This is a genomic window from Asanoa siamensis, from assembly GCF_016862555.1.
Taxonomy (GTDB): Bacteria; Actinomycetota; Actinomycetes; order Mycobacteriales; family Micromonosporaceae; genus Asanoa; species Asanoa siamensis.
The window spans coordinates 35264-55714 of the sequence record NZ_BONE01000002.1; the positions used below are offsets into that span (position 1 = coordinate 35264).

Here is a 20451-nt window from a genome sequence, read left to right on the forward strand (position 1 = left end):
GCCTCCTTGGTGTGGTGGCCCCTAGAGTTCGTCGGATTACTGCGGCGCCGCTTTCGGCGGGCTGTGGGGTGGCTGTGGGTCCAACTCCTGGAAGAGGGTGACGTGCAGGTCGCCGGGGGCGTCGAGCCGGGAGTTCAGCGACCGCCACGGCGTCTCCGTCGGCGGTGCCACCTCGGCTGCGCCCGCGTCGACGAGCGCGGCCGTGCCCGCGGCGGTGTCGTCGACCTCGAACGCGATCCGGAATCTTGGCGCCACGGGCCGCCCGACCTCGACCTCGTCGATGTAGCGGTGATGCGCCGGGTTGGCCAGTTCCAGCGTGGCCCGGCCGGCCTCGAGGATCATCACCCGCTCGTCACCGCCACCACTGAACGCCGCCTCCTCGGTGAGCCCGAGCGCGTCCCGGAAGAACGCCACGGCCGCGTCGTAGTCCTCGACCTCGACCACCAGTCGCATCTGATTGACCCGCATGGCGGTTAACCTAGCCGCGGCTCGACCTCGTGCGTAGCTCGCGGAGGTGCTTGGCCATCGTGCTGATGTCCTTGTCGGCGTAGCCGTCGTCGAGCGCGGCGGCCACCGCGGCCTTGTTGGCCAGGGCCTGCGGCATCGGGACGCCCACGCGCTCGGCCAGCGCCAGCACCAGGTCGGCGTCCTTCGCGACGAGGTCGAGCGAGAACGCGACGGGCGTGTCGTCGGGGTGCTCGAAGACGGCCCGCTTGTACTTCAGGAACGGTGCGCCCGTCGCACCCGCCTCGAACACGTCGTACGCCAGGGCGGGGTTGATGCCGGCCGCCTGTGCCAGCACGTACGCCTCCGAAAGGCCCTGGTTGATCGCGATGAGCAGGGTGTTGATCGCGACCTTCATCGTGGCGCCGGTCCCGGTCGGTCCGATGTGGAAGACCTTGCTGCCCAGCTTGTCGAGGATCGGCCTGGCCTGCTCGATGTCGTCGGCGTCGCCCGCGGCCAACACGGTCAGCGTGCCGGCTTCGACGGCGGAGACGCTGCCGGAGACGGGGGAGTCGACGTGTACGCCGCCGGCGCCGCGCACCATCTCGGCGAGCCGCAGCGTGGTGTGCGGGTCGATGGTGCTGGTGTCGACGACGATGGTGCCGCGCCGGAGCCCGGCCACGATCCCGTCGCGCCCCTCGTGCGCGCCCAGGTCCGCGGCGTCGTTGGAGAGCGAGACGAGCACGACGTCGGAGGTCCCGGTGGCCTCCCGCGGCGTCCCGGCGACGGTCGCGCCGGTCCGCGCGGCCACGTCCTCGGCGGTCTCCCGGGTGCGGTTCCACACGGTCACCGGATAGCCGAACGTGCGCAACCGCCCCACCATCGCGCCGCCCATGTGCCCGCTGCCGATCACCGCCACCCGCGTCGTGTCCGTCATCCCCCCATCCTCCCACCGCGCGTGGCCAGGTGTTTCTCGTTCGCGTCGGGCTCAGCGCGGGGGTGGGCCGACCGCGACCGCTTCCGGCGGCTGGTTGCTCTCCGTGTCGACCAGGCGGGTGGCGATGCGGCTGAGGGCTGCGTCCAGGTCGGCCCGGGTCGGGCGCTGGCCGTCGCGTTCCGGCAGTTTGGTCAGCAGCCAGGCCTTCCAGGCCTCGGCGAGCCGGCCGTAGTACTCCTCGCCCCGGCCGGTCAGGCTCAGGCACTCGTTGTCGTCGATGGCCACCAGCCCGCGGAAGGCGGCCTGGGCGAACGCCGGGCGCAGCACCGGGCCCGGGAGGCGGTAGGCGCGGCCGATGCCGTCGAGGTCGATGGGGCCCGCGTACCGGGTGCGCAGGTGGATCTGGGCCAGGCACCAGGCGTCGGCGGCGCCCAGGCCGGTGCCCGAGGCGGCCAGCACCGCCGGCGCCGCGGTCGGGCCCTCGCTGCGGAACACCCGGGAGATCGCCCGCTCGAGCTCGCCGTCGGAGCTCTGCGCGTCCGGCATGCCGAAGCCCTCGCCCAGGTCGGGTGCGGCTTTGCGGGCCATGTCGCGCAGCGGCACCTCCTTGAGGAACCAGGCGAGCGCGAAGGCGATCAGCGGCACCGGGACGGCGTAGAGGAAAAGGCTGTGCACCGACTGCGCGTACGCCTCGATGATCGGTCCGGACTGGTTCGGTGGCAGGTTGTGCACCGCGCTCGGCACGCCGAGCACATTGGGTGGGATCACCCCGGTCTGGCGGAGTGCGTCGGTCAGATGGTGGTTGAGCTGGTTGGCGAAGATCGTGCCGAACACGGCCGCGCCGAACGAGCTGCCCAGGGTGCGCAGGAAGGTGACGCCGGAGGTGGCGACGCCGAGGTCGCGGTACGCCACCGTGTTCTGGACGATGATGATCAGGATCTGCATCGACAGGCCGATGCCCACGCCGAAGACGAACATGTAGACGGACGTGAGCAGCACCGACGTGCCGGTGCCGGCCCGCGAGAGCAGGAACAGGCCGAGGGCCATGACCAGGCCGCCGGCGATCGGGAAGGCCTTGTAGCGGCCGGTGCGGCTGACGGTGGTGCCGGCCAGGACCGCGGTCACGAGCAGCCCGATCACGAGGGGCAGCGTGCGTACGCCCGAGACCGTCGCGGACACACCCTGGACCCATTGCAGGTACGTGGGCAGGAAGGTGAGCGCGCCGATCAAGGTGAAGCCGACGACGAAGCTGAGCGCGGACGAGACGACGAAGACGCGCGACTGGAACAGCCGGATCGGCAGCACGGGCTCCTGTGCCCGGCGCTCGTTGAAGCCGAACGCCACGAGCAGGACGACCGACACGGCGAACAGCCCGATGATGACGGGGGAGTTCCAGGGGTACTCGGTGCCGCCCCAACTCGTCGCCAGCGTGAGGCCCGCGGCGCCGGTGCCGATGAGCACGATGCCGGCGTAGTCGATGATCGGCCGGCGGTTGCTGGTGATCGCCGGGATGGTCCGGGCGGCGACCAGGATGACCAGCACCGCGAGCGGCACGTTGATGTAGAACACCCAGCGCCAGCCGAGGCCGCTGTCGGTGAACAGGCCGCCGATCAGCGGGCCGACGACGGTGGCCAGGCCGAACACGGCGCCGAGCCCGCCCTGGTAGCGGCCACGGTCGCGGAGCGGGATCACGTCACCGATCAGGGCGGTCGCGGTGACGAGCAGGCCGCCGGCGCCGATGCCCTGGACGGCGCGCGAGGTGACGAGCCAGATCAGGCTCTGCGCGGCACCGCAGAGCAGCGAGCCGAGGATGAAGACCAGGGCGCTGACCTGGAAGATCCGCTTGCGCCCGAACTGGTCACCGAACTTCCCGGCCAGCGCCGCGGCGACGGTCTGCGTGAGCAGATAGGCGGTCACGACCCAGGACAGATGATCGGCGCCACCGAGCTCACCGACGATCGTGGGCAGGGCGGTCGCGACCACGGTCTGATCCATGGCGGCAAGCAACAACCCGAGCGCGACGGTGCCGTAGATGACGTTGATCTGGCGCCGTGACAACTCGGGCCGGCGCACGTCGTCGCCCGGGCTTTCTGCAGCCGCCGTGATCGCCACGCGCACCCCCGTACGCCCGTTGGGCCTTCAGCCTATGGGCGGAATGAGCACGTTGAGGCAGGTTACGCAACCTTCGAGTTTCTCGTACTCGCTGATGTCCACGACGACCGGCGCGAACCCGAGCCGATGGATGAGGTCGGCGGTCCGCGGGGCGGAGGCGGCGATCAACACCCGCTCGTCCCCGAGCGGCACGACGTGGCAGCCGGCTTCCTCCTCGACGGGAAGGAGCGGGGGCAGGGCGCGGATGTCGACGAGGCCGGGCAGGGCGACGAGGGTGCCGTCGGGCAGGGCGGTGACGGCGGACTTGAGGTGCAGGACACCGTGGAGGGTGACGGGGGTGGTGGTCCGGCCACGGGTGGCGAGGTGGTCGCGGAGTTGGGCGAAGCCGGCCTCGTTGGTTCTCCCGCCGACGCCGACGTAGACGTGGTCGCCAACCTGGAGCACGTCACCCCCGTCGAGGGTGCCGGGCGCTTGGATCTCGACGACGTCGAGCAGCAGGGCTTCGGCGGCGGCCCGCGCGCCTTGGACCTCCGGCCGCCGTTCGGGCGCGCCGGGCCGGGTGACCACGGCGAGCCCACCACAGACGACGAGCGTGTCCTCGACGAACACGCTGTCGGGGCAGTCATCGGCGGGCGCGACGTCGACGACGGACCAGCCCGCGTCGGCGAGCGCGGCGCGGTAGGCGTCACGCTGCCGCCGGGCCAGCCCGACGTCGATGGGCGAGCGTTCGATGTGCGTGACGATCCCGTCGGCAAGCCGTGGACTGGGCGCCCGAACGAGCGCGGTACCGGTGATCATGCGCCCGATTCTTGGCTGCCGCGGCCAGCGACGCAACGCCACCGCCGCCTCACGGGCGTTAGCGGCGCAGGGAGGTGGTGATGGTCATCAGGTCGGACTGGGTGATGGGCTCGCCCTTGCCGCCGCGGGCCTCCTGCATCGCCTTGGCCAGTTGGGCGCGGCGGAGCACCTCGCCGATATCCGCGCCGCTGAAGCCGTGGCTGGCCGCGGCCAGGGCGGCCGGGTCGACGTCCTTGGCGAACATGGTGAAACCCGCGTACTCGTGGCGTTCCGCCAGGTCCCGGATCTTCATCTTGAAGATCTCGGCGCGGCCGGTCTCGTCGGGTAGCGGGATCGACAGCTTGATGTCGAAGCGGCCCGAGCGGATCAGGGAGTCGTCGACCCGGTGTGGGAAGTTGGTCGTCGCCACCACGATCACGTTCTCGTTCTCTTCGATCAGGGTGTTCATCTCCTGCTTGAAGATGCCGGCCACGGCGTTGACGGCCTGGCTCGCCGCGTCGCCGCCCGCGCCGGCGTAGCTGATGATGCTGTCGAACTCGTCGAAGAGCATCACCGTCGGGTGCCGGTAGCGGCGGGCCTCCTGGAAGATCGTCTTGATGTTGCGCTCGGAGCCGCCGAGCCACTTGTCGAGGATCTCGGGCGTACGGATCTCGCGGAACGTCGCCCCGATCTCGTTGGCCAGCGCCCTGGCGAGCATGGTCTTGCCGGTGCCGGGCGGGCCGTAGAGCAGGATGCCCTGCGGCCGCCGCGCGCCCCAGCGGGCCATGATGTCGGGGTGCCGGAAGCTGACGGCGATCTCGCGGAACTGGCCGACGATCGCGGTCAGGCCGCCGACGTGGTCGAGGGTGACGTTCTCGGTGCGGGTCGGCCCCGGCGAGGCGGCCGACGGCTGCGCCGCGTCCGGCGGCGGCTGGCTCTCGCGGCGGCCGATCACGTAGGTGCGCCCGCGCAGCGGCGCTTCACCGCCCACGAACTCGCCGACGACGCGCAACACCAGCAGCGTCATCTCGCGGAGCAGGTCGGTGGTCATCTCGGTGCTGGGGACGGCGGCCCGGATCGAGACGGTACGCGGCCCGCCGCGCAGCGGCCCGTCGGACGAGAACGGGTTGGAGTTGCCGGACGCCGGTGGCCCCGCATAGGTGATCGTCGCCTTGAGCCCGGCCGCGTTCGCGGCGGCCAACGGGTCGACCTTCTCGCCGTAGTCGTCCGGCGGCCAGATCGTGCGCACCAACCGGCTCGGCACGGTCGCGATCACCTCGGCGCCTTGCGCGATCTTGCTCGCCACCGGCCCGTCATTGCCGAACCGCTTGGCGAGCATCGCCCCGAGCGGCGCCGCGGCCCCGAGCATGGCGGCGTCGAACATCGTGCGGGCGGTCGGCCCACCCTTGACGCTCACGTCGGCCGACATCTGATGGGTCAGCGCGCCGTCGACGGTGGCGGTGTCCAGCCAGTAGCGGACGTCCTGCACAGGCGGCGGAAAATAACCACCACCCAACAACCGCACCCGATCTTCCCGCGCCGCCACAATGATCGCTGGACCATCGTTGATCACCAAGCGCGCACCGAGCACCTCAACGGTCTCGGTGCCGCGCCGCGGCCCGTTAGAGGCTCCGTCCGACATTGATCCACCCCCGTCAGAAACCGGGTCGACCCGCAAGCTAAGACTGACACGCCCCGCCCACCCCGGCCACCGATCGCGCCCGAACACCCACCCCACCGCCCGGCACGCCCTGTTCGCTCCCCGAGACGCCGCTAAGCACCGCTATCGTCATGTTCGTCCGCTTTCCGTGGGGCACATGCCCGCCCGGGGCCCGGCGGGTGCGACGCCGCGCGTCCGCAGGAGCTGGCGGGTGCCAGGCCGCGCGTTCGCACGGAAAACGCCGTGTGAGAGCCCTTCGCGGGCCTCAGGACACGCAGAACTCGTTGCCCTCCGGATCCTGCATCGTCACCGCGAAGTAATCGTTCCCCGGGTCGTCAAGAACCCGGAAGACGCTAGCCCCGGCCGCGCATAGTCGGGCGACCTCCGCCTCCACCGCCGCCCGCCGTTCGGCCAGCGGCCGCGAACGCCCGCCGCTCACATCCAGGTCGAGATGCAGGCGGTTCTTGACGGTCTTCCCCTCCGGAACCTGCTGGAACCAGAACCTCGGCCCCACACCCGCCGGGTCGACCAGCCGATCCGGTAGATCAGGCGCGCCGGCCAGCTCGGCTTCGGGCACGCCGACGCTGCGATACCACGCGTGCCACGACGCGAAGCCCGACGGCGGCGGCGCCAGGTCGTAGCCCAGCGCCGTCGCCCAGAAGGCCGCCTGCGAGGTCGGGGACGCGCAGTCGATCGTGATCTGAAAGCTCGTCGTCATGCGGCCATCTTCGACCACACGTACGACAAGAAATCAGTGCGCGGCCACCCGGTCGCCGCGGCGGGACGCGACGTGCTCGACCAACGCGATCAGCAGGTCCTTGCCCGACTGCCGGTCCCGCGCGTCGCACAGCAACACGGGCACGTCCGGATCGAGGTCGAGGGCGTTGCGGACCGAGTCCGGGCTGTGCTTCTGGATCCCGTCGAAGCAGTTCACGCCCACCACGAACGGCGTGTTCCGCGTCTCGAAGTAGTCGACCGACGGAAAACAGTCGGCCAGCCGCCGGGTGTCGGCCAGCACGACCGCGCCCAGGGCGCCGAAGGCCAACTCGTCCCAGAGGAACCAGAAACGGTCCTGGCCGGGCGTACCGAAGAGGTAGACCTGCAGGTCCTCGTTGATCGTGATCCGGCCGAAGTCCATCGCGACCGTGGTCGTGGTCTTGCCCTCGACACCGGATACGTCGTCGGTGGCCTCGCTCGCCGAGCTGAGCACCTCCTCGGTCTGCAGCGGACGGATCTCGCTGACCGCGCCGACCAAGGTGGTCTTACCCACGCCGAAACCGCCCGCGATCAGGATCTTCAGGGCGATCGGGATGTGTTGCCCCTCCCCGGGTCGGTCAGAGTGCACGGAGTCCATTGACCACCGCCTGGAGGATGTCGTTATCGGGCAGGGAGGCCGCGGGCTGCGGCTCGTAAGAAGCCACGAGCCCGGCGGAGAGCAGATCACCAAGGAGTACGCGTACGACGCCGAGCGCCAGATCGACCCGGGCCGACAACTCGGCGACCGCCACCGGACGCTGCGCGACCTCGATGATCGCGCGGTGTTCGGGTTGCAGCGGCGCGAGGTCGACCCGGTCGAGCGGGGCCGCCACGACGAATGCCACGAGGTCGAAGCCGCTGGCCGGCTTCACCCGGCCGCCCGTCACGGTGTACGGGCGGACGACCGGGCCGGCGTCCATGTCCAGCCAGTCGGGCTGGCCGGAGCGGCGCGGGTCAGCCACCATCGGCGCTCCCCGGCGGTGCGGTCGGCGGGATCCGGGCCGGCGAGGTGAGGTTCTGGCCGACGCGGGTGACGAGCATGGCCATCTCGTACGCGGCCAGCCCGATGTCGGTCTCCGACGTCGCGAGCAGCGCGAGGCACGCGCCCTGGCCCGCCGCGGTCACGAACAGGTATGCCTGCTCCATCTCGACCACCGTCTGCCGCACGGCACCGGCGTCGAAGTGGCGGGCCGCGCCCTTCGCGAGGCTCTGGAAGCCCGCCGCCATCGCGGCCAGGTGCTCGGCGTCGTCGCGTTCCAGCCCGTGGGTCGAACCCATCAGCAGCCCGTCGGCGGAGAGCACGATCGCCTGTTGCGCCCCGGGCACGCGGGCGACTAGGTCTTCGAGCAGCCAGTCGAGGTTGGACTGCGGCCTGGTCGTCTGCGTCACTTACGCGTCCTTTCCGGATGGATCTTCGACCTGCGACGCACCGTCGGGGGCTGGGTCCGCGGACCGGTCGCCCTTGTCGGGCGTCGGTCGCTCCTGCGAGGGTACGGGTGGCGTCGCGGACCCGATCCCCTCCATCCGGTCGGGAAGTTGACCCGACGCTCCGGTCCCTGACACCGGCACCCGCGGCTCGATGGACACCGTGTCCTTCTCGCCGTCACCGCCGGATTCCTCGGCACCGCCACCGCCCCCGGCGACCGTGCCGTCCCCCGTGCTCTTCCCCGCACCGGCACCGTTCCCGCCGGTGGCGTCATTAGCCGACCCCCGCCCCTTGCCGCCACCGACGGCGGAAAGGCCGGCGATCCCGGCACCGTTCCCGTCGCCGGCCCGACCATGGTCGCCGTTGCCCGCGGAACCGCCGGCGTGGCCGTGGTCGCCGCTGTCCGCTGCGCGGGTCGCGCCACCAGCGATGCCGCCGCTGGCGCGGCCGGAGTCGTCGTTGTCGGCCGAGCGGATTACGCCAAACCCGGAGCGTCCGGCGGTCGGGCCATCGGCGGTGCCGAAGCTGGCGCGGGCGAGGTCGTCCTTGCCGGTCGTGCCGAACCCGGTGGGTCCGGCGGTCGGGCCGTCGGCGCCGTCGGTAGCGCGGGACGCGCCCGTATCGTTCGTGCCTTCGCCGTTCGGGCCCGGAGTGGTCGGCGACGTGTAGCGGCGGATGCGCAGCGCCCGCGTCGCGTCACCGGGCGGCGCGTCGGTGGCCGGCGGCGGCGGCGTCCACATCGGCCTGCTCGGCGACTCCCCGCCGGACCCGGCGGACGGCCCGCCGGCACTCTCCGCGGACGGCCTGGCCGTGCTCTCCTGGCGACCGCGGTTGGTTCCTGCCTGCAAGGCCGACATCCGGGCCCGCACCTGCTCCGGGTCGATCGGCGCCGGCGGTGCCGACGACGGTGCCGCCGCACCACCCAGACCCGTCGGGAAGCCCCCCGACGGCTCGTCGGTCGGCCGCCGCAACTGCGGTGCCAGGTGGCGCTGCCGGTTGCGGCGCGGCAGGCCGTCCTCGCCGACGACCAGTTCGGTGGTCGCCTCCTCGGGCGGCCGCTGCCGGCGCCGCTGGACCGGCAGGCCGAGCACCGGCGTCGGCTGCGCGGCTACGTCGGCCGGCGACGCTGGCACGGGCGGCAAGGTGGGCGGCAGCGACGACGCCCGCGGCGGGGTCGAGCCGTTCGACGACGTCCGCGGCGCGGTCAGGCCGCCGGACAGCGCCGTCGGCCAGTTCGCGCCCGGGGACGACGCCCACGCCCCGTTGGCCGTGCCGTCAGAGGCCGGCTCCGGAGCGGCGGCGGGGGTGTCGGGCACCGACCACACTGGCGTGTCACCGGTGTGTTCCGCGGCCACCAGCACCGCGTCCTCGGTGCCCGAGGGCAGAGCGGCCGGGCCGCCGTCGGTCGAAGGCGTGCGGCCCGGCAGGGCCAGCGCGCCCGCACCCGCCCCGATCAGGGCGGTCGGCAGCAGGGCGACCGCGGTCACGCCGCCGTACGGCGACGGGCGGAGCTGCACGCGTACGCCGTGCCGGGCGCCGAGTTGGGCCACCACGAACAGGCCCAGGCGCGCGGAGTTCGTCGGGTCGAACTCCGGTGGCTCGGAGAGCCGCTGGTTGGCCTCCGCGATCGCCTCGGGCTCCATGCCGAGGCCGCGGTCCTCGATCTCCACCGCGTACCCGTTGGGCACCGTCTGTCCGGAGACCCGCACCTTCGTGTGCGGCGGCGAGAACGACGTGGCGTTCTCGATCAGCTCCGCGAGCAGGTGGATGACGTCGGCGACGGCGCGGCCGGCCACCGCCGCGGGCTCGATCGCCATGATGTTGACCCGCGGGTAGTCCTCGACCTCGGAGACCGCGCCACGGATCACGTCGATCATCGGGACCGGCACCCGCCAGCCACGACCCGGTGCGGCGCCCGCGAGCACGACCAGGTCCTCGGCGTGCCGGCGCATGCGGGTGGCCAGGTGGTCGACGCGGAACAGGTCGCCCAGCTCGTCCGGGTCGGTGGTGCGCCGCTCCATCTTGTCGAGCAGCGCGAGCTGGCGGTGCAGCAGCGTCTGGCTGCGCCGGGCGATGTTGAGGAAGACCTCCGACAGGCCGCGGCGCAGCACCGCCTCGTCGACCGCCGAGCGGACCGCCGTGCGTTGGACCGCGGCGAAGGCGTGACCGACCTGGCCCAGCTCGTCGGAGCCGAACTCGAGCGGTGGCGACTCGGCCTCGACGTCGATCTCCTGGCCGCGGCGCAACCGGCCGATCAGCGCGGGCAGCCGCTCGTCGGCCAGTTCCAGCGCGGCGGCGCGCAGCCCGATCAGCCGGCGGATCAGCTCACGACCCACGCGTACGGAGATGTAGAGCGCGATCGTCACCGCGACCAGGCCGAGGAAGCCGGCCAGCGCCAGCCGGATCAGGATGCCGGTCGCCACCGGGATGGTCCGGTCGGCCAGCCGGTCGGACGCCGCCAGCTCGAAGTCGCGCAGGTCGTGCTGCACCCGGTCGTACGCGGACGCCCACGCCGTCTCCGTCACCGGCGGCGCCGCGTTGCTGCGGCCCTTGGTCACCAGCGTGTCCAGCATGCCGTTGAGCTGCTTGAACGCGGCGCCTTCGGTCAACTGGGTGTACGCGTTGCGGTCGTCGTCGGGCAGTTCCGCCAGTGCCGAGTCGTAGAGGTAGCGCTGTGTGCCGACGATCTGCACGAACTGCGGGTGCTCGTCGGGGCCGAACCGGCCGCCCGCGTACACGCCGGAGAGCAGCGCGTCGGCCCGCGCCAGCACCTCGCGCGCCCGGCCCAGCGAGGTGATCGCCCGGGCCTCCCGGCCGAGCTCCTCGTCGGGGAGGGCGACCAGCACCGAGAACGCGCGGAACGCCGAGTCGATCACGCCGTTGTAGAGGCCGAGCGCGCCCGCCTTGTCCATGTCGCGGCGGTCGATGAAGTCGCGGCCCGAGGGCAGCACCGCGAACGCCTGGTCGAGCTGGGCGAGCCGGCTCTTCAACTCGTCGCTGGTGTCGGCGTCGGCGGACCGGCGGCGGAACTCGGCGATCGCGGCGTCGGTCTCGGCGCGCTCGGCGTTGAGCCGCTCGGGGCTCGTACGCTCGGCCAGGTAGACAAGGGACAGTCGCCGTTCCTGCTGCAGCGCCGCCACGACGTTCTCGCCGGGCCGGCCGATGTCGTCGAGCAGACCCTGCGCCGAGAGCAGGCTCAACGCCGGCCCGAGCGTCAACGTGGTCGCGAAGATCCACAGTGCCGTGAGAGCGGCGATCGGCACACCGACCAGAGAAATGATCTTCGAACGGATCGACCAGCTGCGCGAATTCATCAGTCCTCGCCCGAGGGTTGGCAGGATCGACGACACACGCCCTGTCGACTCCCGCCAGAAAAGCCGACACCGCCGGTGACGCGTGCGCCTTGGGCAGGATACGCAACAGGCGGCGGCCGCACTACAGCCGGACGTCAATGTCCCGGCCGCTGGTCGGCCGGCGCGAAAAGTTCTGCCCACAACCAGGGTTCGCGGTCGTTGCCATCTGGGAAATAAGCAGGGCGAAGGAGGAACGCCATGTCGCCCACCCAGATCGTCGTTCTCGTCATCGTCATCGTGGTGCTCGTCGCGGTCGGAGTCTTTGCCTGGACGGCGATGCGTCGCCGCGCCCTGCGCGACCGGTTCGGTCCGGAGTACGACCGGGCCGTCGAAACACAGGAGAGCCGGGCGGCAGCCGAGCGGGAGCTGCGCGATCGTGAGCGCCGCCACGCTGAGCTGACTCTCACACCCCTCACCCCCGAGTCGCGGGAGCGCTACGCCCAGGCCTGGGAAGAGCTGCAGGTCATGTTCGTCGACGACCCCGCCCGCGCCGTCGGTGCCGCCGACGCGCTCGTCACCCGGCTGGTCGCGGAGCGCGGCTACCCGACCGAGGACTACGACGACCAACTCGCCCACCTGTCCGTCGAGCACGCCCGCACGCTGGGCAACTACCGCGACGCACACGACATCCACCTCGCCAACGAACGCGGCGAGGCCAGCACCGAGCAACTGCGCCAGGCGGTCGTGCACTACCGCGCGCTGGTCGCGGACCTGCTCGGCGACGAGCCCGTGCGCACCCAGCAGCACACCGACGGCCCGGTCACCGACGCCCGCTAGCTTTCGAGGAGAACCGACATGACCTACCAGGACCAGCGCAGCGACGACCACCCCGAGGCGGTGCTCTCCGACCCGGTGCCGGTGCAGCGGACCGCCCCGGACGACGAGAACCTCGACCACGACGCGGACCGCGACGGCGTCGACGACCGCACCGAGGCCGACGCCGGCTACCACGACAACGCGGACCCGGAACGCGGCTACCACGACAGCGCCGAACCCGACAGTGCCGAGCCCGAGCGCGGCTTCCACGACAGTGCCGAGCCGGAGTCAGGCCAGCACGACAACGCGGTGCTGGTCGCCGGCCCCCACGACGAGGGCCACCACGAGGGCAACGCGCCGGGGGAGGGCTTCCACGAGAACGCCGACGAGCCCGTCGACGCGGATCGCGACGGTGTCGACGACCGTGTGACGGACACCGAGGTACGCGACGAGACAGACGTCTACCAGGAGGCCGAGGACGACCGCACCGGGTACGACGACCCGGTGGTCGCCTCGCCCGTCGACACCGACGCCGAGCGCACCGGCGTCGACGACGAAGACCTCGACCGCGCCCACGACGACCGCGCCCACGACCACGCCCCGACGTTCCCGGACTCCGCCCTGGCGCCGGCCGCGTTCGGTGCCGCCGCGGCCGGCGGCGTCGCCGGAGCCGCCGCGATGGCCGCCTCCCGGACCGACACCCGCACCGACGTCGACGCCGTCGACCGCCGGCTCGAGGACGACCGCCTGGCCGACGACGACCGCGACCGCTTCACCGACGTCACGGACCGCGTCGCCGACGAGCCGGCGGACGACGACGACGAGCGGCCCGCCCACGACGAGCCGGAAGCACAGGAGCAGACAGAGCAGACCCAGACCGAGCTCATGCCCGGCGAGGTCGAGGCCGCACCGGTCACGGCGCTCGTCGCGGTCGAGGCCGCGCAGGGCTTCCGGGACCGCTGGCGCGAGGTGCAACTCCGCTTCGTGGACGACCCGCGCGGCGCCACGGCCGAGGCGCAGGGCCTCGCCGAGGAGGTCGCCGACGCCCTGGTCGACGCGCTGAACGCCATGCGCTCCGACCTCGGCAACTGGGGAGCCACGGACGGCGCCGACACCGAGCACCTGCGGGTGGTCGTCCGCCGCTACCGCGACTTCCTGGACCGCATGCTGCAGAGCTGACCCCACGGGCAGGAGGCCCACGAACGGGAACGGTCCGTTGTCACCGCGGTGGCAACGGACCGTTTCTCAGCTTAGCGCCTCCGGGACCAGCCGCTCGCCGTTGACCTCGACCGACCCGGTGGTCAGGTCGAGCGCCGGCGCCGGCTGCGCCACCCCGTCGATCTGCAGGATGCCGACCTGTCGCCCCTCGACCACGATCCAACCGCCGCGGACCTGGGCGTTGCGCACCTGGGCGGTCGCCCGGTAGAGCCCCGACGGCTTGCGCACGGCGCCGATGTCGAACGTGAAGCTCTGCCGCCCCACCGTGACGGTGCCCTCGGCCCGCTTCTCGTCGAACGTCCCGGTGATCTTCCCGTTCTTGCCGGTCAGTGCCAGCTTCTCGTCGACCGCGGTGCCCTGGAACCACGCCTCGATCCGGTTGCCGTCACAGACGTACGCGACGGCCACGCCTTCCTTGACCGCGATCGCGATGCTGGCCGCGCCGCCGCGGGTCGAACCACCCCAGGTCACGGTGACCTTCTCCTGCGCCTGCGCGCGGGCGGGCGGCGGCGTCACCGCGCGGTCCGCCGGCGGCTGCGTGGTCGGCGCCGCCGCGGTCGGCGAGGCGGTCGGCGAGGCAGGCGGGGGCGCGGGAGCCGCGACCTCGGCGGCGGCCGCCACCGGCTCCACCACGGTCAGCGCGTTGTTGGCGGCGAACAGGCCGGCACCGGCCGCGAGGCCCACGACCAGCGTGACGACGGTGCCCAGGCGCTTCATGCTGCACTCCCCGCAAGCGACATTCCATACAGGAGACAGCCTCTCCCGTACGGCTGTCTACGGACAACTACGCAGGGCGGAATATGACAGTTCATCCAGCGTCGAAACTGAGTGAGTTTCGGAAATGGCGACCTGGGTAGTTCCGCCGCCGGATCGATCCGAGCCGTTCGGACCGGCGGACGGAAGGGGGCGCTGTGGACGGTGGGCTGCGGCTGGACCTCAACTGGTTGGACTACACGCTGCTGGCGCTCTACTTCGTCACCGTGCTCGGCGTCGGCTTCGCGGCCCGGCGGGCGATCAAGACCAGCGTCGACTTCTTCCTCTCCGGGCGCTCGTTGCCGGCCTGGGTGACGGGGCTGGCGTTCGTCTCCGCGAACCTCGGCGCCCTGGAAATCATCGGCATGGCCGCCAACGGCGCCCAGTACGGCATCATGACCACGCACTACTACTGGATCGGCGCCGTACCCGCGATGGTCTTCCTCGGCATCGTGATGATGCCGTTCTACTACGGCTCCAAGGTCCGTTCGGTGCCCGAGTACCTGCGCCGGCGGTTCAACACCAAGGCCCACCTGCTCAACGCGATCACGTTCGCGGTGGCGCAGATGCTGATCGCGGGCGTCAACCTGTACGCGCTGGCTCTCGTGCTCGACGCCCTGCTCGGCTGGCCGCTCTGGATCTCCATCATCGTGGGCGCCGCGATCGTGCTGACCTACATCAGCATCGGCGGCCTGACCTCGGCGATCTACAACGAGGTGCTGCAGTTCTTCGTCATCCTGGCCGGGCTCATCCCGATCACCGTGATCGGCCTGGTCAAGGTCGGCGGGATCAACGGCCTGTTCGACAAGGTACGGGACAGCGACCTCGGCGAGGCCGGCCTGCACGCGTGGGCCAACACAGGCTCGTCCGACAACCCCCTCGGCGCGCACTGGCTCGGCATCGTCTTCGGGCTCGGCTTCGTGCTCTCGTTCGGCTACTGGACCACGAACTTCGCCGAGGTGCAGCGGGCGTTGTCAGCGCGGAACATGAGCGCCGCCCGGCGTACGCCACTGATCGCCGCGTACCCGAAGCTGCTCATCCCGCTCCTGACCGTGATTCCCGGCATGATCGCCGTCGTCACGGTGCAGGGTCTCGGCGCCGACGAGGGCGATCTGGTCTACAACAACGCGATCCCGCTGCTGATGCGCGACCTGCTGCCCAACGGCGTCCTCGGCATCGCGGTCACGGGCCTGATGGCGTCGTTCATGGCCGGCATGGCGGCCAACGTCAGCGGGTTCAACACCGTCTTCACGTACGACATCTGGCAGACGTACGTGCGGAAGGAGCGCTCGGACGACTACTACATCCGGATCGGCCGCATCGCGACCATCGGCGGCATCGTGGTCGGCATCGGCACGGCCTTCATCGCCGCCGGGTTCAGCAACATCATGAACTACATCCAGGCGCTGTTCTCCGTGTTCAACGCCCCGCTGTTCGCCACCTTCATCGTCGGCATGTTCTGGAAGCGGATGACCGCGGCGGCCGGCTTCTGGTCGCTGCTGTCGGGCACGGTGGTCGCGCTGGCGACCTACCTCCTCTACCTGGGTGGCGCGCTGCCGTTCGACACCGACCTGGAGGAGAGCTTCTGGGGCGCCGGCCTCGCCTTCGTCACGGTGCTGGTGGTCGCGTTCGTGCTGAGCCGGTTCGGCCAGCCCAAGCCCGACAGCGAGCTTCGTGGCCTGGTCCGCGGACTCGGTGGCGTCGACCTCAAGGGTGACGTGATCGCCGGCGACGCGGCCTGGTACCGCTCGCCGCTGCTGCTGGGCGGCATCGCGCTGGCCCTGTCCCTGTTGTTCTACATCCCGGTCTGGTGAGGGCGATGAGTGACGAAGAACTGCTCAGCGACAGCGAGGAAGAGCGCAGGTCGGCCGCCGCGCGGATGTTCGACGTCCGCCGGGTGATCGGCGGGTTGTTCGTGGTGTACGGCGTGATCGTGAGCCTGGTCGGCGCGTTCGACGGTGCCGGCGCGCTCGACAAGGCCCAGGGCGTACGGATCAACCTCTGGGCCGGGTTGGCGATGCTGGCCGTGGGGGTGCTGTTCCTCGTGTGGCAGTGGATTTCTCCGGCGGAAGCGCCGGCTTCCGATGACTCGGCCGGCGACGCTGTCGAAAATGGGGAGGGCGACGCGTCGGTCCGGTGAAGGAGGAAGCCATGAAATACATGCTCATGCTCTTCGAACCCGAGACCGACTGGGAGTCCCGCCCCGAGGAACTGCAGGCGAGCCTGGCCGAGCACGACACGTTCTCGGCCTGGCTCAAGGAACGCGGCATCGCGGAGGTGGGCGGCGAGGCGCTGCGCGGGCCCAGCATGGCCACCACGCTGCGCAAGGTCGGCGACGAGATGGTGGTCACCGACGGGCCGTACGCCGAGTTGAAGGAGAGTCTCGGCGGCTACTACATCATCGACGCGAAGGACCTCGACGAGGCGATCGAGGCGGCGAAGCGCTGCCCGACCGGCACGGCGACGGAGATCCGCCCGATCTGGGACGTCTCCGATCTCACCTGAGGTCGACCGCGCGCTGGCGACGGCGTACCGCCGTGAGTGGGCCCAGGTGCTCGCCACGGTGGTGCGCCTGACCCGCGACCTGGACGCCGCGCAGGACGCGGTGCAGGAAGCCTTCGCGTCCGCCGTCACGGCGTGGCGCGAACGCGGCGTGCCCGACAACCCGGGCGGCTGGCTTACGGCGACGGCGCGGCGGAAGGCGGTGTCGGCGCGCCGGCACGCGGACGCGATCGAGAGCCGCCTGCCGCTGCTGGTGGTCGACGAGCCGGGAGCCACGGGGGTGTTCCCGGACGACCGGTTGCGGCTGCTGTTCACCTGCTGCCACCCGGCGCTCGATCTGCCCGCCCGGGTGGCGCTGACGCTGAACGTCGTGTGTGGACTGCCGACGGCCGACATCGGCCGGATCTTCCTGGTGCCGCCGGCGACGATGGCGGCCCGGGTGACCCGGGCGAAACGCAAGATCCAGGCGGCCGGCATCCCCTACCGGGTGCCCGGCCCGGCCGACCTCGGCGAGCGCCTGCCGGCCGTCCTCACCACGATCTACCTGTTCTTCGTGCAGGGCCACACGCCACCGCGCGGCACCGAGCTCACGGCCGCGGACGTCACCGCGCGGGCGATCGACCTGGCCCGGTTGCTCGCGGACCTGCTGCCGGACGAGGCGGAGGCCCGCGGCCTGCTGGCGTTGCTGCTGTTGACCCAGGCCCGCCAGCCGGCGCGGGTGGACGCGACCGGCGCACCGGTGCTGCTGGCCGACCAGGACCGGTCGCGCTGGGACGCGGCACTGAGCGGCGAGGGGCTGTCGCTGGTGCGGCCGGCGCCGCGCGGCCCGTACGCCATCCAGGCGGCGATCGCCGCGGTCCACGCGCTGGCCCCACGGGCCGCGGACACCGACTGGTCCGCGATCGTGCGCCTCTACGACGACCTGCTGGCCGTGCACCCGTCACCGGTCGCGGCATTGGCCCGGACGATGGCGTTCGCCGAGGTGGCCGGTCCGTCGGCCGGCCTGGCGGAGGTGGACCTGCTGGCGGCCGACTCGCGGCTGGCCGGCTATCACGTGCTACCCGCGGCCCGCGCCGATCTCCTGCGCCGCCTGGGTCGAACGGCCGAGGCAGCCGACGAGTACGACCGCGCGGCGGAGCTGGCCGGGAACGCCGCAGAGCGTGCCTACCTCCGGACCAGAGCCGCCGACCTGCGCTGACGCGCCAATGGAAACGGGTCCCCGCCCCGGCTGCCGATACCAGGACGGGGACCCGCGGTCTTGTTACGAGAGCGGCGGGTAGGCGTCGCGCTCGGGGTTACGAGAGCGGTGGGTAGGCGTCGCGCTCGCGGTTACGAGAGCGGTGGGTAGGCATTCGCCATGAGCTGGCGGAACTGTGCACCGAACCAGGCGCCCGAGATCGGGGCGTCCGGCAGCGCGCCGGTCAGGTTGTTGCCGTTGAGCTGGTTGCCGGTGTAGGTCGGGTCGCACATCCGGTCGAAGCCCTTGCCGTCGTTGTTCGGGATCTCCCGGCTGGAGCCGTCCGACTCACCCGGCGGCTTGACCCACACGTACGCGTCGATGCCGGTCGCCGGGTTCGCGGTCGGCCGCTCACCGAGGCCCGCCCCGCTCTGGTTGCACCAGTTGCCGGCGTGGATCCGCCGGTCGATGCGGGACTGGTCGACGAACTGGTTGAGGTCGGTCGACGTGCTCGGTGCGGTCGGTCGCGCCGAGCCGCCCCAGCCGTTGCGGGACGTGTCGATCAGCATGCCGATGTTCGACGCGAAGCCCTGCGTCACCAGCTCCTGCCGGAACGCCTGGGCGAACGTCAGCTCGTCGACGTACTGGTTCCAGTCGACCCAGCGGGACTGCCGGATCTGCTGGCCGTTGACGGTCGTGCTGATGGTGAAGTGCTGCTCGCGCAGCGCCGAGTAGTTGGCGGTGTTGACGATGAAGCCGTGCACCTTGTCGACGGTCGAGCCGGCGGCGGTCGCGGCCTGCTTGAGCTTCTGGGCCGTCGGGCGGAAGTTGCTGTCCCAGCCGATCCAGCCGTGGTGGGCGGCGTCGATGTAGTTGTAGACGTTGGGGATCGCGCCGAGCTTGTTCAGCGCGTACCCGACGCCGTTGACGTAGCCGCCGTTGCTCTCCATCGTCTGGCACTTGGCGATGTTGAGGTTGGTGACCAGGTTCGGCAGCGAGTCGATCTCGATGATCGTGATGATCCGCAGGCTGCGGTACTTGGTGTCGCCCAGGATCGCCGCGATCGGGTCGATGTACTCGCTCTGGTAGCGCGGCAGCCCGTCGACGGGGAGCTCGCCGTTGGAGGCCAGCGCCGCGCAGTCACGACCGGGCAGGTTGTAGATGACGAACTGGATGTAGCCGGCACCCTGCGCGAGCGCGGCGTCGAGGTGGTCACGGACGCCCATCGGGCCGTTGGACTGGCTGTCCGGGGTGCCCTCGATGGCGGCGATCCGGTCGAGCCAGACGGCGGTGGGCTGGTTGGACACCCGGGAGCCGCCCGGCTCCGCGGCCGCCTTGGCCGACCACTCGGGGTTCACATAACCACGGGCACCGGCGTACGGGTTGTCGGCGCGCGGGCCGCCGCCGGGCACGTCGTTGTCGGACTCGGTGGCGGTGACGCTGACGTTGCCCGCGGAGCTGGTCGCCGCGATCGTCGCGGTGCCGTTGGTCGTGTCGCTGTCCTCCGACGCGCTGACGGTGACCGGCACGCCGGTGCTCCAGTTGGCGCTGGTCAGCGAGAGGCTCGTCGGGGCGATCGTGATGTTGGTGTCACCGGTCTTGGCCAGCGACACGGCGACCGAGCTGGTCGGCGCGGCGCTGAGCCGGTAGGTAACCGTGGCGGAGCCACCTTCGGGCACGCTGACCGCGCCGGTGCTGGCCTGCAGCACGGGTGTCGACGACCCGCCGCCGACGGTGAACGGCACGGCCGAGGTGGTCGTGGAAAGCCCCGCGCTGTCGAACGCCCGGGCGGCCGCGGTGTGGCTGCCGGAGGCGACGCCGGTGGCGCTGAAGGAGTAAGGCGCGGTCGTGTCGCTGTTGACCACCGTGCCGTCGATCAGGAACTCGACCCGGCTGATCGGCCCCTCGACGTCGCTGGCGGTCGCGGCCAGCGGCACGGCGGCGCCGGCGGCGAAGGTCGCGCCGCTGGTCGGGCTGGTCAGCGCCACGGTCGGCGCGGTGTTCCCGGGCGTCGTGCCGCCACAGGTGGTGCCGTTGACGGTGAACGAGGTCGGCTTGGGGTTGCTCCCGCTCCACGACCCGTTGAACCCGAGCGACGTGGACGCGCCGCTCGCCAGGGTGCCGTTGTAGCTCAGGCTCTGCGCCGTGACGTTCTGGCCGCTCTGGGTCCAGGTCGCCGACCAGCCCTGCGTCACGCGCTGGTTGGCGTTGGGGAAGGTGAAGCCGAGCGACCAGCTGGTCAGCGCGTCGCCGGTGTTGCGCAGGGTGACGCTGGCGGTGAAGCCGCCGGGCCAGTCGTTGGTCGTATAGGTGACGTCGCAGGCGACGGCCGCCTGGGCGGGCGACGTGGGCGCGACGATGCCCGCGGCGGCGAGCAGGCCGGCCCCGGCGACGGCGATCAGCCGCCGTCTAGTCGACAGAGTCATTGCCGTGTCTTCTCCTTGGCCTGACCGGGTCCGTACCCGGGGGTGGGGGTGTGGGTTGCTTGGCCCGGCCCGGTCAGGCGCCAGCGCACGGCGTCGCACCCGCCGTCCGGAGTAGACGAACCCCGGTGCCCTCGGCGATTATCAGTGCGAACCG

Annotated in this window: 16 protein-coding genes and 3 pseudogenes; 6 read left to right on the forward strand and 13 right to left on the reverse strand. The window is 71.6% G+C overall.

Features of this window, described 5'->3' with window-relative positions; all coding sequences use genetic code 11:
• Positions 1–36 precede the first annotated feature (36 nt).
• The 10 genes and pseudogenes from Asi02nite_RS01625 to Asi02nite_RS01670 form a co-directional block, all read right to left on the reverse strand.
• Positions 37–468 (reverse strand): VOC family protein, encoded by a 432-nt coding sequence (locus Asi02nite_RS01625; RefSeq protein WP_239126400.1) that lies wholly within the window; start codon positions 466–468, stop codon positions 37–39.
• Positions 469–478: 10 nt separating this feature from the next.
• Positions 479–1381: an NAD(P)-dependent oxidoreductase gene (locus Asi02nite_RS01630; protein WP_203710286.1), complete on the reverse strand. Its 903-nt coding sequence runs from the start codon at positions 1379–1381 to the stop codon at positions 479–481.
• 51 nt (positions 1382–1432) lie between these two features.
• Positions 1433–3502 (reverse strand): annotated as a pseudogene (locus tag Asi02nite_RS01635) (MDR family MFS transporter); the annotation flags it as partial.
• 18 nt (positions 3503–3520) lie between these two features.
• Complete coding sequence (gene ddaH, locus Asi02nite_RS01640) at positions 3521–4291, reverse strand: dimethylargininase (protein ID WP_203710288.1); 771 nt, start codon at positions 4289–4291, stop codon at positions 3521–3523.
• 58 nt (positions 4292–4349) lie between these two features.
• The gene (locus Asi02nite_RS01645; protein ID WP_239126402.1) at positions 4350–5759 is read right to left on the reverse strand and encodes an ATP-binding protein; all 1410 of its coding nucleotides are present in this window, start codon (positions 5757–5759) and stop codon (positions 4350–4352) included.
• Between the two features lie 436 nt (positions 5760–6195).
• Complete coding sequence (locus Asi02nite_RS01650) at positions 6196–6648, reverse strand: VOC family protein (RefSeq protein ID WP_203710479.1); 453 nt, start codon at positions 6646–6648, stop codon at positions 6196–6198.
• Between the two features lie 33 nt (positions 6649–6681).
• Positions 6682–7284 carry a GTP-binding protein gene (locus Asi02nite_RS01655; RefSeq protein ID WP_203710291.1) on the reverse strand — a complete coding sequence of 201 codons (603 nt, stop codon included), beginning with the start codon at positions 7282–7284 and terminating at the stop codon, positions 6682–6684.
• A complete protein-coding gene (locus Asi02nite_RS01660; RefSeq protein WP_203710293.1) occupies positions 7265–7651 on the reverse strand; it encodes a DUF742 domain-containing protein in 387 nt (128 codons plus the stop codon). Before Asi02nite_RS01660 ends, Asi02nite_RS01655 begins: the two co-directional genes overlap by 20 nt.
• Entirely contained in the window at positions 7641–8075 is a 435-nt protein-coding gene (locus Asi02nite_RS01665) for a roadblock/LC7 domain-containing protein (RefSeq protein WP_203710294.1), read from the reverse strand. Before Asi02nite_RS01665 ends, Asi02nite_RS01660 begins: the two co-directional genes overlap by 11 nt.
• Positions 8076–11426, reverse strand: coding sequence for a nitrate- and nitrite sensing domain-containing protein (locus tag Asi02nite_RS01670; protein ID WP_203710295.1), 3351 nt, complete (start codon positions 11424–11426; stop codon positions 8076–8078).
• Between the two features lie 237 nt (positions 11427–11663).
• Between Asi02nite_RS01670 and Asi02nite_RS01675 the strand changes: the two genes are divergently transcribed.
• Complete coding sequence (locus Asi02nite_RS01675; protein WP_203710296.1) at positions 11664–12242, forward strand: hypothetical protein; 579 nt, start codon at positions 11664–11666, stop codon at positions 12240–12242.
• Between the two features lie 18 nt (positions 12243–12260).
• The gene (locus Asi02nite_RS01680) at positions 12261–13400 is read left to right on the forward strand and encodes a midas domain-containing protein (protein ID WP_203710297.1); all 1140 of its coding nucleotides are present in this window, start codon (positions 12261–12263) and stop codon (positions 13398–13400) included.
• A gap of 66 nt (positions 13401–13466) precedes the next feature.
• Here the strand turns inward: Asi02nite_RS01680 and Asi02nite_RS01685 are convergent, their stop codons facing one another.
• Positions 13467–14156 (reverse strand): hypothetical protein, encoded by a 690-nt coding sequence (locus tag Asi02nite_RS01685; RefSeq protein WP_203710298.1) that lies wholly within the window; start codon positions 14154–14156, stop codon positions 13467–13469.
• Between the two features lie 194 nt (positions 14157–14350).
• Here Asi02nite_RS01685 and Asi02nite_RS01690 point away from each other — a divergent pair, with 194 nt between their 5' ends.
• From Asi02nite_RS01690 to Asi02nite_RS01705, 4 genes are read left to right on the forward strand one after another with little or no spacing between them, the layout of a single operon-like run.
• Positions 14351–16006, forward strand: a complete 1656-nt coding sequence (locus Asi02nite_RS01690) for a sodium:solute symporter family protein (protein ID WP_203710299.1) — start codon at positions 14351–14353, stop codon at positions 16004–16006.
• A 5-nt stretch (positions 16007–16011) separates the two neighbouring features.
• Positions 16012–16332: a hypothetical protein gene (locus Asi02nite_RS01695; RefSeq protein ID WP_203710300.1), complete on the forward strand. Its 321-nt coding sequence runs from the start codon at positions 16012–16014 to the stop codon at positions 16330–16332.
• 11 nt (positions 16333–16343) lie between these two features.
• Positions 16344–16697: a YciI family protein gene (locus Asi02nite_RS01700; protein WP_203710302.1), complete on the forward strand. Its 354-nt coding sequence runs from the start codon at positions 16344–16346 to the stop codon at positions 16695–16697.
• The gene (locus Asi02nite_RS01705) at positions 16687–17892 is read left to right on the forward strand and encodes an RNA polymerase sigma factor (protein ID WP_203710480.1); all 1206 of its coding nucleotides are present in this window, start codon (positions 16687–16689) and stop codon (positions 17890–17892) included. The genes Asi02nite_RS01700 and Asi02nite_RS01705 overlap by 11 nt, the downstream gene beginning before the upstream one ends.
• A gap of 131 nt (positions 17893–18023) precedes the next feature.
• Here Asi02nite_RS01705 and Asi02nite_RS42970 read toward each other — a convergent pair.
• Positions 18024–19309, reverse strand: a pseudogene (locus tag Asi02nite_RS42970) (glycoside hydrolase family 6 protein); the annotation flags it as partial.
• Between the two features lie 418 nt (positions 19310–19727).
• Positions 19728–20297: pseudogene (locus tag Asi02nite_RS42975) on the reverse strand (cellulose binding domain-containing protein); the annotation flags it as partial.
• Positions 20298–20451: the final 154 nt, after the last annotated feature.

Coding starts and splice junctions, on each gene's coding strand:
- Asi02nite_RS01685 (WP_203710298.1), bottom strand. CDS start 14,156: ATGAAGCGCCTGGGCACCGTCGTCACGCTGGTCGTGGGCCTCGCGGCC.
- Asi02nite_RS01695 (WP_203710300.1), top strand. CDS start 16,012: ATGAGTGACGAAGAACTGCTCAGCGACAGCGAGGAAGAGCGCAGGTCG.
- Asi02nite_RS01660 (WP_203710293.1), bottom strand. CDS start 7,651: ATGGTGGCTGACCCGCGCCGCTCCGGCCAGCCCGACTGGCTGGACATG.
- Asi02nite_RS01675 (WP_203710296.1), top strand. CDS start 11,664: ATGTCGCCCACCCAGATCGTCGTTCTCGTCATCGTCATCGTGGTGCTC.
- Asi02nite_RS01655 (WP_203710291.1), bottom strand. CDS start 7,284: ATGGACTCCGTGCACTCTGACCGACCCGGGGAGGGGCAACACATCCCG.
- Asi02nite_RS01625 (WP_239126400.1), bottom strand. CDS start 468: ATGCGGGTCAATCAGATGCGACTGGTGGTCGAGGTCGAGGACTACGAC.
- Asi02nite_RS01650 (WP_203710479.1), bottom strand. CDS start 6,648: ATGACGACGAGCTTTCAGATCACGATCGACTGCGCGTCCCCGACCTCG.
- Asi02nite_RS01680 (WP_203710297.1), top strand. CDS start 12,261: ATGACCTACCAGGACCAGCGCAGCGACGACCACCCCGAGGCGGTGCTC.
- Asi02nite_RS01700 (WP_203710302.1), top strand. CDS start 16,344: ATGAAATACATGCTCATGCTCTTCGAACCCGAGACCGACTGGGAGTCC.
- Asi02nite_RS01630 (WP_203710286.1), bottom strand. CDS start 1,381: ATGACGGACACGACGCGGGTGGCGGTGATCGGCAGCGGGCACATGGGC.
- Asi02nite_RS01670 (WP_203710295.1), bottom strand. CDS start 11,426: ATGAATTCGCGCAGCTGGTCGATCCGTTCGAAGATCATTTCTCTGGTC.
- ddaH (WP_203710288.1), bottom strand. CDS start 4,291: ATGATCACCGGTACCGCGCTCGTTCGGGCGCCCAGTCCACGGCTTGCC.